This window comes from Aliiglaciecola sp. SL4 (genome assembly GCF_041538045.1).
In the GTDB taxonomy this organism is placed as follows: Bacteria; Pseudomonadota; Gammaproteobacteria; order Enterobacterales; family Alteromonadaceae; genus Aliiglaciecola.
Genome location: NZ_JBGOSE010000008.1, coordinates 87,819 through 102,129, shown reverse-complemented (window position 1 = coordinate 102,129; position 14,311 = coordinate 87,819). Strand labels below are relative to the sequence as shown.

Below are 14,311 nucleotides of genomic sequence, written 5' to 3'. Positions count from 1 at the left end.
GTTATATCGCATCTTCAACTTTGGTATCAGTTGGTGCAAAAATAAAAGAGATACTGTAAATAAAAAATATCAGCCCACTGAGAGGGATTGCGACGTAAACATAGGCCATAGGCATGTTTAATACTGGCGATTGCTGACCTAACACCCAAGTCAACCAAACCAAGTGACTTCCACCACCAATTAGTATCACAACGGAGAATATAGCCACCAAAAAACAGTTAAAGCGAAAAACTCTTAACGCATTCTTTGCAGATAACTTACGAACCAGAATATCGAGCCCTAAATGTGCGTGCAACTTATAGGCATAGGCAGCCCCCAATAAACTAAGCCAAATAAGTAAAAACCTAGCAACTTCCTCGGTAAAAGAACTCGGTTTTGGCAGAATAAAACGAGTAATCACCTGCCATGCGACATCAACAACCAATATCACCATAATGAAAGCTAATAACCTGCTTAGGACATAATCAAGTTTTTCAAGCATTAAATTTACTTGCATCATGGCCGTTCCCCTATCAACTTGATTTCATCTACTAATTTAATTATTTCCTGATCTTTTAAGTTGTCGTAGACTGGTTTAACACTCTCTTGAAATGGCTTTTTATCAGCGACAATAATTTCTACTCCAGCCTCTTTTACCGCTTTCAACGATTGTTCCGTAGATTCCTTCCATAGAATCCGTTGATAAGCCGTTGCTTCCCTCATTGCTTGGGACAACCAACCCTGTTGTTGGTTATTTAAGTTATTCCAAATGTGAGTACCAATAATAATTACATCTGGTATCGAGGTATGTTCGTCCAACAAATAGTATTTACTGACTTCGTAATGTTTTGAAAAGTAAAAGCTAGGAGGGTTATTCTCTGCTCCATCCACAACCCCTTGTTGAAGCGCGGTGTATAATTCACCGAAGCTTACTGGAGTTGCCGAACCACCAATGGTATTAACCATATCTACAGCAGATTGACTGTTCATTACTCGAATTTTCATACCGTTCAGGTCAGTTGGCGTTTTTATTAAATTATCAGAAGAATAAAAACTTCTGCTACCTGCATCGAAATACCCCAAGCCTTTTATGCGAAATGCAGTCCCTTCATTTAATAACCCTTTACCCACTTCACCATTTAACGTGTCCCAATAATGTTTATTGTCATTAAACAAATACGGTAAACTAAAAACCTTCATTTTAGGTACAAATGCTTCGAGAGGGCTGGCCGACACTTTTGTCATGCCCAAACTGCCAATTTGAACCAGCTCAAGAATTTCTCGCTCTGAACCCAATTGGCCAGAAGGAAAAATTTTCAATTTCATTTGTCCTGAAGATAATTCTTGCAATCGTTTATCCATATGCAAAAGCGCAACATGAACTGGATGGTTAACATCTAATGTATGAGCAAGAGGAATGGTAGTTGTAGAATCATAGAGTTTTGAACAAGACGATAACAGCATCACCACAAGCAACAACAAACTGAAACGCTTGTAAATAATTGCCCTTTTTTTAGGCATGTAACTCCCCTTCAAACAGAAAAAACTCAAATCTTATTGTTTACAATTAGATAATCACAATGCTGCAAATCAATAAACCATTTTCAATCAAATTGTTGTCAAAATGATAATAAATGGTAGTTTAATGTGAATTTTAACGATTGTAAATGACTTGTAACTCCAGTTTATGATATTAATTGACTATACTTGATTTTTTACTTGGCGCTTTCTTAGTTTTATTGAAAAAGACAATTGGGAAAATGGAATAATTAAAAGTAGAAAATAATCTGTAAATCTATTAATTGGCCGATGTTGGGATACGATGAGGTATAAGACAGATGTTAGAAAAACACAGACAAGAATTAATAAAAGAGGTTTTAGCAAAAAAGCAATTTGCGAGTGTAAAAAGCCTAACGCAACAATTGCAGGTTTCAGAGGCAACAATAAGAAGAGACATAAATAAACTTTCTGAAACAGGGGTAGTAAAAAAGATTCAAGGTGGGGCAGAATCTATCGAGCGCCCATTGAATAAAAAAATACTTGATATCCCGAGCACTTTTGAATCTAAAGACAGCAAAAGTTCAGTAAAAAAACAGATAGCCAAAAAAGCGGCGCAGTTGTGTAAAAATGGCGACTCACTAATAATAAATGGAAGCCACTCTACATATCTAATGGCCGAATACCTTACCGATTTAAATCTCAATATAATGACAAACTCATTAGTGTTGGCCAACTATTTGAATGCAAATAGTGAAAGCCGTATCTCTCTACCAAGTGGAGAAATTTATAGAGAACAAGGAATATTGTTAAGTTCATACGAAGACGATGGTTCTGAATATTACCACGGTAGCATGATGTTTATGGGGGTATTAGGCATTGGCAAGTATGGTTTAATGGAATCAGATCCCCTGTTAATTAGATCGGAACAGAAATTAAAAAAACGCACAGAGAAACTCATTGTATTGGCCGATAGCAGTAAAATTGGCAAACACTGTAAATACATTTTATGCCCCTTAGCAGAAGTCGATATTTTGATAACCGACTCTGCAATTACAAACGAATATATTCAATTTTTTGAATCATTTGAAATCGAAGTATTAATCGCCGATACGCCAAATACTTAATAATAAATGACATATTTTGCCCCTCCCCACCATCAAAGTCAGCCAAGTTGACCTAATATGATTTATTTATACTTATAATGTTTGTTATTTGTTAATTTTGTGTTTATATTTATCGCTTGAACTCGAACGTAAACGCTAAAACGGAGCGAACTATGGTAACGATTACTCATAAGAAGAAATTTGGTGTTGCACTTGCAGTTGCATCAGCACTGTATGGAACATCGATAACATCGATAGCACAAACTACAGGCGAAAAAACTGAAAAACCGGATAACTCAGAGACTGAAGTAATAGAAGTTTCTGGTATTAGAAGTGCACTGGCGAGTGCGCTTTACGAAAAAAGAAATGCTGCAAACTTAAAAGAAGTCATCCAAGCGGATGACATAGGTAAACTACCAGACAATAATCTTGCAGAAGTACTCGAAAATATCACAGGCGTTCAAATTGATAGAACAAATGGCGTAGGAACGGGCGTGCAAATTCGTGGTACTAATGCAAACAGAGTAGAAATTAATGGTGTATCTACTGTTACTTCAGGCAGTGGACGCACTGGTATTAGTTTTGATGACTTACCTGCTGCACTAATAGCTTCATTAGAAGTAACTAAAGCGTCAACAGCAAAAACAGTAGAAGGCTCTGTAGGGGGAACTATTAATTTACGCACTTTGCGTGGTAATAGTCTCAAAAAACGCTTAATGCAATTTAGGGTGCAAGCTGAGAATAGTGATTTAGCAGATAGCACAGTCCCTAGGTTTTCCGGAACATTTGGCGATAACTGGGATACCGATTTTGGTAAAGTCGGCATTGTATTAACCGGCAGTTATGCCGAACAAGATGTAGCATCTGCTAACCCGCGATTTGATCGCGACAGAGTAGTATTACCCGACTCAGGGTTAGCAAGTGCTGAATCATTTCCGTTTTTAAGAACACAATTTCTAGACCAGCCACTTAATGCTGCTGATTATGAAACTAAAAACTTAACCGCCTCTTTTGAACTTCAAAAATCATCTAACTTAAAATTTTATTTTGACGCAACGTTAAACGATCAAGAACGCGCTCAAAAGAATTCTCGTGCTTTCTTTTCTGGTACGGGTGGTAATCCAGTTATCAATGCAACCACCAACACAGGCTTTGAGAGCATAGATTTAGGCAGTGTCGATGGTAGATACGGTACTATAGATCTTGGAACGGTACAGGTAGTTACTAGCGGAATTTTAGGTGTCGGCTCCGAATCAGTCGGAGGTTTAGAGCGAATTGATCCGAATTTACGCACAAGTAACCAAAACTCGACTCGCCTAACAGAAAGTAGCGTGTTTGCTTTTGGGAGTGAATGGACTGGAGACATGTATACACTAGTCGCTGAGTTATCGTATTCCGATTCAGAAACACATAGTCCTTCACTTAATTCATCTCTCGATTTTATAAATCCACATAGTACTCAACCAGGACCTGATACCTTCAACGATAATGGCACTCCTGCAATATTTAATATTGCCAACAATACCTTTGAATTCGGCATTGCACCCGGCTTAGCCGAAACACCTACTAGCGCCGAACTACTCGATCCTAGTAATTATGCATTACGAAGCATCGGACAAGGGTTAGGCAGCCGTAAAGGAAGTGAAGGAGCAGCCCGAGTTGATTTTACTTACGATGTCTCAGAAATAAATTCATTTTTTTACGATGTTGATTTAGGCGTTCGCTGGAATAAAACCACAAATTCGAATAATAGCATTTCATCAAGTAACAGCTTCGGTAACTGGAATCGCCCTAGAGCGAATATGTTTGCAGACGTCGTGGTTCCTGGTGCAAATAACTTTAATGACGCAGATGGTCGAACCTTATTCATACCTGATTACTTAATTATAGATAATGATATTTCGTTTAATAATCCACAATTGGTACTCGATACGATCAACCAAGCTATTACTGCTAATAATGCGTTATATGGTGAGGAAGTTAATCCACAATTAGCCACTCCACAAATACAAGTATCGTCATTTTTCGATATAGAAGAAACCACTACAGCCTTATACGCTCAGGGTAATTACAATCTTGAGCTAGGGGATACGATATTAAGAGGTAATGTTGGTTTGCGCTATGTTACTACCGATATTGAATCACGTGGAACTAGCGAAATAAATGGCGAAATAACACCGAGTAGTGAATCATCGAGCTATAGTTTCCTCCTGCCAAGAATTAACGTCGCAGCAGAATTAACGGAGCAACTCGTTGTAAGAGCTGGTATAGGTAAAGATATACGCCGACCAGACTTTGATTCTTTGTCAACGTCAACTACGTTTGGCACAAGTGCATCTGGCATTGTTAACGTAGGTAACCCAGCTCTTGAACCTGAACAAATTTGGTCATACGACTTGTCGATGGAATATTATTTTACAAATTCTAGTTTTGTCAGTATTGGGGCATTTTACAAAGACCGTGAAAACCTCATTACCAGTATTCAAGACCAACCTGCTGAGCCAATTGGTGAAACTGGACAAATCGAGCGTGATGTAACAGCTCCTTGTGAAGGTGGCGGTATTTTCAATCCAAACGTACCAGCAGAAAATTATAATGTATTTTCTAGCCGAACCGACACTACCGGTATTTGTGTAATTAAAAGAAGCCAAATTAATGCTAGTGGTTCAGAGACACAATCTGGAATTGAAATTGCGGGTCAATTTGATTTGAGCGAATATGAAGATGAATTAGGCTGGGCTTCGGGTTTTGGTATCATTGCCAACTACACCTATCAAAAATCAGGAGAAGCCCTTGATGAATTCCGCGATGCGACCAATCCAATTAATCAATTATTAGGTAGAACAGATACTGACAACAGCACAGCAACCTTAGCCGACGACGTTGTTACAGAACGTATTACCCTAGATAACTTATCTGAAAATGCATATAACATTACCGCATTTTATGACAAATACGGTTTAAATGTACGTATGCGATACACTTGGAGAGATTCTTTTACGCAATCAGAAAACGTAATGAGATTTAACCTCCCGCCGGTAATAGGCGCTCGTGGACAACTAAACATGAGTGTCAATTACGATATCAATGAAATGATTTCAGTCGGCGTAGAAGGCGTGAATTTAACACGTGAGGATCGCACCAAATGGTGTTTCAATGAAGATACGTTACTCTGTGAACAAAGCTTGACCGATCGCCGTATCACTCTCGGTATGACTGTTAAACTCTAAATTTTAGCATTCATTAAAAATCAATTCAGCAAAAGGCTTAATTACGATTAAGCCTTTTTATTTGCATGTAAAACGAAACTTCATGAACATTTAGGGATGTTATTTCAGTTAAGCTAGTTATCGATGCATATAATTTATAAAATCATTTAAACTCATATTTTCTTATTATGGTCACTTCAAGAACAGATTAAGTTCATATACCCCGCCACCATTACCAATCAAAATATTGCAAAATAAGTCACATAAAGGTAGAGTGTTTAACAATTAGTTAATAAATCGCTCATTAAGTATTACATAATGTTTAAGAAGTAATCGATAAGCACAAAAACGGTTATGTAGTACAAACAAACTAAAAATGGAAAATTGAAATGTATCACAGTCTAATTCTCGACATTGGGAAGACCAACGTTAAATTGCACCTCCTCGATGAAAACCGCAAATCAGTATTTAGCGAATCTAGAGCGAATAGCATATTGACAAAAGGTGCCTTTCCACATGCAGATGTTGATGGGATTTTTGATTGGATGGTGTCCATTTGTGAACGCTTGACTGCCCAATTCGAAATTACTGCATTTTCTGTGACGACTCATGGAGCCACTGCTGCTCTTATTGATAGAAACAGTGAAGCCTCCTCAAATGGTTTAGTACTGCCGGTGCTCGATTACGAATATTCAAGCATAAGTGGTGGTGAATATGATAATTTAAGGCCTGACTTTTCTGAAACCTTGTCTCCTAACCTCCCCGCGGGTTTAAACCTTGGAAGACAATTATTTTGGCTACAAAAAAGATACCCTGAAGCATTCGATAAATGCACTGATATTTTAATGTATCCACAATACTGGGTTTGGAGACTGACCGGGCAGAGATGTACCGAAGTAACGTCTTTAGGTTGTCATACTGATCTTTGGTCACCATTAGAAAATGATTACTCGAGTATGGTTAAAAACAGTAATTGGCTTCCACTATTTCCCAAAATTGTACCGGCATGGCAAAATCTTGGTGCAATTAGTCCTGCCATCGCTAAATTAACTGGATTAAGCACGTCATGTAAGGTTTATGCAGGGATCCATGATAGTAACGCTAGTTTTTTACGTTACAAAATCAGACAAAATAGTAAGCCATTTACAGTTATATCAACCGGTACATGGACAGTCTTGATGAGTTCTGGAACGTCTACGTCTTGTTTATCGGCAGAACGCGATATGCTGGGTAATGTGGATGCAATGTCGTCTCCTATTCCTTGTGCACGCTTTATGGGTGGTCGAGAATTTGAAAAAATATGTGCTATGTTAGGTGGTGCTTTTGGTGATCCTGTAGAGTCTTCTGTATTGCAAGAATTAATTAATAAAGACGTTATGGCCATTCCCGACTTTAGCGGCGGAAGCGGTCCTTTTGGCGGACATACCCCGGCTTTTATAGGTGAAATTGAACCTAAACAAGGTACTGAAACGGCAACCTTATACTGTGCTCTTATGATTGATTTTCAATTAGATTTATTGCAGTCCCAAGAAGATATATATATAGAAGGAGCTTTCTTGCAAAACCCTTTGCTCTGTTCAATAATTGCGCAACTGCGGCCAACACAATCTGTATGGCTTTCTGCAGATAACACCGGAACTGTGCAAGGGTGCGCGTCATTAATTGATTGGCAAAAAATATCCAGCGGCGCTCCTTTAAAAATAGATTTAAAACCAGCGGTTCCGACTCGTTTATCAAATTTAAAACGTTACAGAGATGTTTGGCGAGAACGAGTTCAAGATAGTTAATTAAATAAGTTTGAACATTTTAATAACTGCCACAAATTTTTATTGGTTAAAAATTGAAAGGGTATAAGCAAATTTATACCCTATTTTTTTACACGATGACATACATCGTTTAAGAACAAATACATTTTTCGCTAAATCAGCATCAATAATATAACGATCTAGGTCTTTATTTTTTCTCCAGCAAACATAAAACGGCTAGGGCCACTAACAGACTGGCCATCCCTCATACTCCATTGAGCACAGATACCATTTCTGGCATTCTGGTCATTTCAACGGGCTTAGCCATGCCCCTGCCAATTATGCTTCCCACGATTAGCGAAACAGTTATCCACTCGCAGGAAATAATATTCTGACCCTATAGCGTCACAACAACCGCAATTAACATCCCTAAAACTGATAAGGTATTTTCTTTCCTTGACGATGAAGGATGACTTAGTCATTTAAGAGCGAATACAAATAAGACCACTCAAGCAATGTAAATTGCATTTATCATAAATTCCATACTCTCCACGACACTTCTTTATTTACCTTTAAACATTACTAATATTCGGGCAGTCACCATATAACCACCGGCAACCTTAACTGTTACCAGCATGACTCAGACACACGCAAAAATCTGAGTATCGATGGTAAATTCGGCTCCAGCAGACACTAATACACCAACTGAAGTAGTACCGGAAGTTGCGTTCACGCTTTACATTATGGATGTATGTAAAGTCGCAGGTAGTTTGCTAATAAATTCAAAACCGAAAAATATCGCGAGTATTAAAATGGTTGATAATTATATAAGTGACATTAGTTGCACTCCTAGGTAAATAGAACTTTTATACTTGGTTTGATAAATTGGCCTTGGTAAATAATTAGCGCTATTTGCAGAATATCGTCGTTTAGATCAAGTTCTGGTTGTTTCTCGCCCTCGTTCCAGAATTCCAACCTCAATGCTTGAAGATTAGTGGCATACATATGACTCGCCAGATAGACATAAGTCGCTCCCCCCTGAACATAATTTGGATTCTCTGCCGGTATTCGTAATAGTTAGAAATTCTACTTATTTCTTTTGTTATTGTTATGTGGATAAATCCGAAGAAACGTTAATAATCAAAAACGCAACAATGCTGAACCAAGAATCAAACCCTAAAACAAAATAACCTAACTTGTAAATATTTGACGTAATCTGATAGTTATTTATATTCTAGCTTTGCAACTATATGTAGAAACTAAGTAAGTTCAATTTCGACTTAAAGTAAATTAAATGCGTTTGAAATTTGGCCGTTATCGTACGGAAAGTGCCATTAATTTAATGACTTATAATAGATAGCAGGAAAAATTAGTCGGTCACATCAATAGTACTCGCTAATTCATTGTCGGCTTCACCCTCTCACTTCACCAACAAGACCATTAAAGATTGATGTTGATTTACTTTGACGGTAACATATTGTAAGTTTTTAGTTAACGATTTGTTATGCCGCAAATCTCAAAAATAACAAGCCCCATCATATCGAGTTATTGCTATAAAACTATTTTAATTAGTAGTAAATGAAGACGTTCTTAAACTTCGTTTTTTATAGCTCTACTTAACTAATAATCCAATGAAAAGGAATTATACAATGCGTGTTTGTCCCAATAAGGTTAAGGCGATGTTTTTGACGACTGTGCTTGTCATGTCTTGCGAAGTCACAGCAGCTCAGAACCTTCCTGATATATTAAGTAAGTCAGAACATTTTCTACCTGATTTTTCATATGCTGGTTATAAATTTGGAATGGAAGAAATTCCAAATGCAACCTCTACAGTAATCAATGTTACTGACTATGGTGCAATAGCAGACGACGATAAAGACGATACTCTGGCCATAAGGAAAGCCATTAACGCGGCAAATAAAATACCAAGTTCAGTAACAGTAAGATTTCCAAAAGGAAAATTTATCATCACTGAAATCATCGAAATAACACGTAGTGATTTTGTACTACAAGGTGCAGGACGAGGAGAGGCTGGTACCACTCTTTATTTTCCAAGACCCCTAAAAATGGTCGATGATGGCGGTAAACTAAATGAAATTCGTGAGTATCTTGTCAGGAACAACAAACGTCAAATCCAAAAACAAAATAATCTAGATGTATTATATTCTGAATATTCATGGACCGCAGGCTTTATATGGGTAGGTGAAAAAAATCATCGAGGATTCGCTTATTTAGATGAATATGACGAAAAGCCGCCTGTTAGCTTATCGGAAGGATTAGAAGGCAAACAAGGACATCGGCAAATAAGAGTGAAAGATGTAGAGCAATTTAAAGTGGGACAACGTGTACAAGTTCTCTGGCATAATCGGCAAGGAGAAAATGGTGCGTTAATTAAGTCATTATATAACGACACTAAAGTTAAAATTGGTTCACGTCATTGGACAAGAGCTAATTACCCTCTTGTTCAACAGCGAACGGTAATTGAAAATATTGATGGTAATACCATTACCATCGCCGATACATTGTTACACGATATTAACTCATCCTTACCGACTAACATTGCTGTATGGACACCCTTAGAAAATATTGGGATTGAAGATTTTAGGTTTGAATTTCCGAATGCGCCCTATTTTGGTCACCACGTCGAACAAGGCTACAACGGCATTTATTTGGTTGGGTTAGCAGACAGTTGGATTCGCAATATGAGCTTCTACAATGCTGATAGTTCAATTATAACCTACGATAGTGCTAACTTAACAATTAGTGACATAAGAACTGCAGGGGAACGCCAAGCTCATTATGCTGTGCATATGGGTAATGTGCACAATGTTCTAGCTCAAAATATTCAAGTATTTAACCCTGTGACTCACTCGTTAACTTTTAATACGCAATCTACACGCAATGTGTATAAAGATTCTGAAGTATTTATACAGCCAAACTTAGATCAGCATGCTGGAGCTAACCACCAAAACCTATATGACAATATTACTATGCACATCAATGCAATTCCCGGTGAAAAGCATGCATCCTTTCCAGTATATGACGGTTCAGGTTCGGGTTACTGGCAACCTGGACATGGTCGATTTAGCACGACATGGAATCTTAGAATTGTAGTGGAAAGTGGTGCTCCCGGTATGCAAACACTGCACGTGGAGGGATTGGAAGAAGGTCCTGATGCTCGTATAATTGGTCTTTCTGGCAATCGGCCAATTACACTTGAGTATTTTCCAACTCCCTATATAGAGAGCTTAAATAAACGCATAGATTCAATACCCTCGCTTTATACTTACCAGCTTACACAGCGAAAAATGAAAAAGTAATCTCTGAGGCATATTAGCTATAGAAGTTTCGTACGCAAGGTAGTCGTTACCAACATACTTGCGTACGAATTTAATTGAATCAGCTAATAAGTGACTTAACGTAGTCAGACAATTCTTGGCTTTTACAGTTCTCGAAAAAGCATTTCTGAAAACGCTCGCCTGACACAGCTGTTTTCACTAATGATTGGTCAATGCTTTTTAGTGTTTCTAAAAAATCTGATTTTAAAACTGCGGCTTTAACCTCTGCTAAGATTCCCGCATTTTTTACTTGTGGCTCTTTTCTTTCTTTTGGATAACCGGCACCACGCTCCCCCGTTAATGCCTTTTCAAACATATAACGTAAATTAAGTTCTGCCCCCCAACCAAAGCCTTTAGCAAACGCGAGGGCAAGCGCATTACCATTATTGATTTGGTTAAACAGAAAAGCATCTGAAGGATCTAAGCAGTATCCGCAAAATACACCTGGATGTAAGTTAAGTGACATCATTGCACCTTGACCTGTACCGCAACCAGCAACCACAAAATCGACCGCTTTTGAATTAATCAACAAACTCGCCATTATACCAAGATGAATATAGGTTAGGTGGTGATCGTTTTCACCATCCATTCCCACATTAAATACCTCATGACCTAAAGGATCGGCCACTGTTTTCAATTCTTTTAAAACTACTGGATTTTTACCTGCCTGACTATTTTCCATCAGTAACGCAATTTTCATTTGAATATCCTGTTATTTAGTTAATTGTATAGTGATTCGAAATGATAATATGGGTAGTATTTGAACTAGAATGATTCAATATATCTAAAAGCATTTACCCGAAGGTAAATGCTTGAATAATTCACATAAAACTCAAATGTTACCTATGTTTATCACAATAAAATGAAATCAGTGCTTTCACTCTTTACTTTCATGTAATAACAACACACTAGGTGATGAAATAAACACGTGTGCACGATCTCGGTTTCCCGGTTGACTAACCCAAGATAAATAATAACTGCCGCCTGACGGACTAGAATCCCCCACTCCCTTTAAGACGTGTTGTTCCAAAGGAAGGTCTGTGGAGTTCTCCAACAAACGATTAGATACTTGACTTATTTCACTGATCCTAGGTGGATACAAGTTTACCTTTTCAACGCTAAGTGTTTGTAGGGTTTCGCTATCTAACACAAAACGCAATATGTCGTCCTTTTTGCGAACCTTTACAGAGAGCTTTTTATCATCAACTATTTGAACTGCATAAGGCTTAACTAGAAATTTACCTAATGAGCCGTGACCACCAAAGTCCCAGCGGAAGTCTTGCCACTGGCTTATTTGATGACTCTTCCAGATTTTGTTTTGTTTGCGAGCCACATAAATTTGGGTATTGCCGTCTTCATCATACTTATGATAAGTCACCACAGGATTTCCACCCTGGTCAAAACCAATTTTCACGTTCCCGTTAATCATTCCACCAAATGGCGGAACTGGCGCTACAATTTCGGTTTTGTCTAGGGTTATTGGTAGTGATATGGGCTGATCATTTGAATCAGTCCAATTAACTAGATCTTTACTTTTAGCATAAGATAAACTGTGATTAGTTGCAGAATTTGGCGTATTTCGCCAAACCCATATAAGATGGAAATTTCCCTCAGGACCTTTAATTGGTCCTTCAAAATATCCACTCATTTTGCCTTCACCATCTAAAAATTGGTTTTGATGAAGCTTTGACCATCGTTTCGATTTAGTATCGTAAATATTATAAATCTCATTACCATTGCCGCTTCCCCCATCACGATATTTAACGATAAGTTCGTTCTCTTTATTCAGAATTAATACCGGATAGGTCATACGCTTCTCAACAATCTTATCTACCATCTTATTGACACGCTGTAGGCTTCTTACTTGGAAAGGTTCTGTGGTTCTAAAGTACTCGATTGGGTCACTGTGCATATTTCCCAAAACATGCAAATGACCAGTTTTGTCTAACTCCATTGTGACGTAGTTGTGACTATCCCAACCTAGATAACTATCAACTTTATAAAATCGCCACGGCTTTCCAAGCATTCGATGGGCCACTGTCATTTGGCGATTAGCATCAAAATACGCCACAAACTGATGTTCACCTCGGGTCAGTAGAAAAGGTTTAATTCGGTGTGCAGACCATACATTATCAATGGCTTCAGAATGCACAATCTGTTCAGATGCGTGACTCTCAAATGTACTTGAAAGTAGCCAAAGGGAGATAGCTACTAAGATGTGGAAAGTCATTAAGGCGTTAATTAGTTTCATACTCAAATACCATAAAAAGTTAAATTGATGATTTGTTAAATTGTTAAAATTCAATTACAATCATGTTAATTCATTTTAGGTCAATTGAAAACTAATTTTATCATCCTCTAAACCAGTTGAGACAAATATTTTGAAGCGTCTCTTTTGGCACAAACCTCGAAACCTTTGTTGATGCAAAAGTTTAGTTTGGCGCTATAGCAGGCACCCACTAGCAGTTATTTTATAAAGATTGAGAAATATATTATGAAACAATTATTGATGCCCTTCGTTGTACTAAGCGCACTATTAAGCATAGCTTGCAGTAAAAATACTCCTGTATCAGAAAGTGACACAAGTTATTTATCTTCGCAGCAACAGTTTGTTAAACACAATCAAAATATCACTCCTCCTAAAGGTCGTTTAGCTATAGTAATTGACGGAAATTCTCCCGACCCCGATGATATTGGAGCAACTCCAGTTATGTTGGCGCTACTTCAGAAAACGGGTATGTCGAACAGATTAGTTCACCTTTCCCATTCGTGCGATTTAGATCCCTTTAGAAACAAAGCTCGATATCAAATCGATCCTGAAAATGAAATTCGCCGGCAAAATAAGCTAGATGAGTTAAGTGCGAAAGGCGTTGATTTATTTGGTCCATTTACTAATTTACGAAATATTTTCAACTGTCGTAATGATCAAACTGGAGCGGTCCAAGATTTAGTTGATGCAATAAATACTTCATCTCTTAATAATCCACTTTGGATAATTGAGGCGGGAGAACCCGACCTAATCGGTTATGCGCTTGAAGCTGCACAAGCAAATAAAAGACAACATGTTCACGTTGTTTCTCACCACCCGGCAAATGATAACAGTGGCGACTATTTTACATGGCAGCAAATTTTGGAATATGGCGTTAGTGAGCACCAAATAGGAGATCAAAATGTAGGTTTACAGGTGCCATTAGGTGAATGGAATTGGGCGAAAGAGCATCCAGATGCTGGTATTTCATTTATTTGGGAAATGCTGGCTTATGCCGAAAGCGATGGTGTAGTGCCGTTCCAAAGTAACAAATTCGATTGCTCCGATGCCGGAATGGTTTACTGGTGGTTAACTGGAGCGGACAAAGGTGGTCATAAGCATGCGACACCTAATGAGATAAAAGAAGTACTACTGTTAGATGCGGTTAATAAAGGCTAAAAAATTGAGA

The 14,311-nt window shown here is 37.9% G+C and carries 9 protein-coding genes; 5 read left to right on the top strand and 4 right to left on the bottom strand.

The features are described from left to right. Position 1: 1 nt before the first annotated feature. The gene (locus AB6T38_RS13020) at positions 2 to 499 is read right to left on the bottom strand and encodes a TRAP transporter small permease (RefSeq protein WP_372547725.1); all 498 of its coding nucleotides are present in this window, start codon (positions 497 to 499) and stop codon (positions 2 to 4) included. Next, a complete protein-coding gene (locus tag AB6T38_RS13015; protein ID WP_372547724.1) occupies positions 496 to 1,500 on the bottom strand; it encodes a TRAP transporter substrate-binding protein in 1,005 nt (334 codons plus the stop codon). The genes AB6T38_RS13020 and AB6T38_RS13015 overlap by 4 nt, the downstream gene beginning before the upstream one ends. A gap of 317 nt (positions 1,501 to 1,817) precedes the next feature. Here AB6T38_RS13015 and AB6T38_RS13010 point away from each other — a divergent pair, with 317 nt between their 5' ends. The 4 genes from AB6T38_RS13010 to AB6T38_RS12995 all read left to right on the top strand — a co-directional run bounded on the left by AB6T38_RS13010 (position 1,818) and on the right by AB6T38_RS12995 (position 10,856). Then, on the top strand, positions 1,818 to 2,603 hold the full coding sequence (locus AB6T38_RS13010; protein ID WP_372547723.1) for a DeoR/GlpR family DNA-binding transcription regulator: 786 nt from the start codon (positions 1,818 to 1,820) through the stop codon (positions 2,601 to 2,603). Positions 2,604 to 2,755: 152 nt separating this feature from the next. Beyond that, positions 2,756 to 5,812, top strand: coding sequence for a TonB-dependent receptor (locus AB6T38_RS13005; RefSeq protein WP_372547722.1), 3,057 nt, complete (start codon positions 2,756 to 2,758; stop codon positions 5,810 to 5,812). 368 nt (positions 5,813 to 6,180) lie between these two features. Beyond that, complete coding sequence (locus AB6T38_RS13000; RefSeq protein ID WP_372547721.1) at positions 6,181 to 7,578, top strand: FGGY-family carbohydrate kinase; 1,398 nt, start codon at positions 6,181 to 6,183, stop codon at positions 7,576 to 7,578. Between the two features lie 1,637 nt (positions 7,579 to 9,215). Then, the gene (locus AB6T38_RS12995; RefSeq protein ID WP_372547720.1) at positions 9,216 to 10,856 is read left to right on the top strand and encodes a glycosyl hydrolase family 28-related protein; all 1,641 of its coding nucleotides are present in this window, start codon (positions 9,216 to 9,218) and stop codon (positions 10,854 to 10,856) included. Between the two features lie 79 nt (positions 10,857 to 10,935). Here AB6T38_RS12995 and AB6T38_RS12990 read toward each other — a convergent pair whose 3' ends face one another. Together AB6T38_RS12990 and AB6T38_RS12985 are read right to left on the bottom strand one after the other, a co-directional pair. Then, complete coding sequence (locus tag AB6T38_RS12990) at positions 10,936 to 11,574, bottom strand: RpiB/LacA/LacB family sugar-phosphate isomerase (protein ID WP_372547719.1); 639 nt, start codon at positions 11,572 to 11,574, stop codon at positions 10,936 to 10,938. 177 nt (positions 11,575 to 11,751) lie between these two features. After that, positions 11,752 to 13,125 (bottom strand): BNR repeat-containing protein, encoded by a 1,374-nt coding sequence (locus tag AB6T38_RS12985; protein ID WP_372547718.1) that lies wholly within the window; start codon positions 13,123 to 13,125, stop codon positions 11,752 to 11,754. A gap of 243 nt (positions 13,126 to 13,368) precedes the next feature. Here AB6T38_RS12985 and AB6T38_RS12980 point away from each other — a divergent pair, with 243 nt between their 5' ends. Further along, the gene (locus AB6T38_RS12980) at positions 13,369 to 14,301 is read left to right on the top strand and encodes a hypothetical protein (RefSeq protein WP_372547717.1); all 933 of its coding nucleotides are present in this window, start codon (positions 13,369 to 13,371) and stop codon (positions 14,299 to 14,301) included. Positions 14,302 to 14,311 lie beyond the last annotated feature (10 nt).

What these genes read in the sequence shown, in the direction of transcription:
- AB6T38_RS12980 (WP_372547717.1), top strand. Translation starts at nt 13,369, where the DNA reads ATGAAACAATTATTGATGCCCTTCGTTGTACTAAGCGCACTATTAAGC.
- AB6T38_RS13015 (WP_372547724.1), bottom strand. Translation starts at nt 1,500, where the DNA reads ATGCCTAAAAAAAGGGCAATTATTTACAAGCGTTTCAGTTTGTTGTTG.
- AB6T38_RS13020 (WP_372547725.1), bottom strand. Translation starts at nt 499, where the DNA reads ATGATGCAAGTAAATTTAATGCTTGAAAAACTTGATTATGTCCTAAGC.
- AB6T38_RS12985 (WP_372547718.1), bottom strand. Translation starts at nt 13,125, where the DNA reads ATGAAACTAATTAACGCCTTAATGACTTTCCACATCTTAGTAGCTATC.
- AB6T38_RS13010 (WP_372547723.1), top strand. Translation starts at nt 1,818, where the DNA reads ATGTTAGAAAAACACAGACAAGAATTAATAAAAGAGGTTTTAGCAAAA.
- AB6T38_RS12990 (WP_372547719.1), bottom strand. Translation starts at nt 11,574, where the DNA reads ATGAAAATTGCGTTACTGATGGAAAATAGTCAGGCAGGTAAAAATCCA.
- AB6T38_RS13005 (WP_372547722.1), top strand. Translation starts at nt 2,756, where the DNA reads ATGGTAACGATTACTCATAAGAAGAAATTTGGTGTTGCACTTGCAGTT.
- AB6T38_RS13000 (WP_372547721.1), top strand. Translation starts at nt 6,181, where the DNA reads ATGTATCACAGTCTAATTCTCGACATTGGGAAGACCAACGTTAAATTG.
- AB6T38_RS12995 (WP_372547720.1), top strand. Translation starts at nt 9,216, where the DNA reads ATGTTTTTGACGACTGTGCTTGTCATGTCTTGCGAAGTCACAGCAGCT.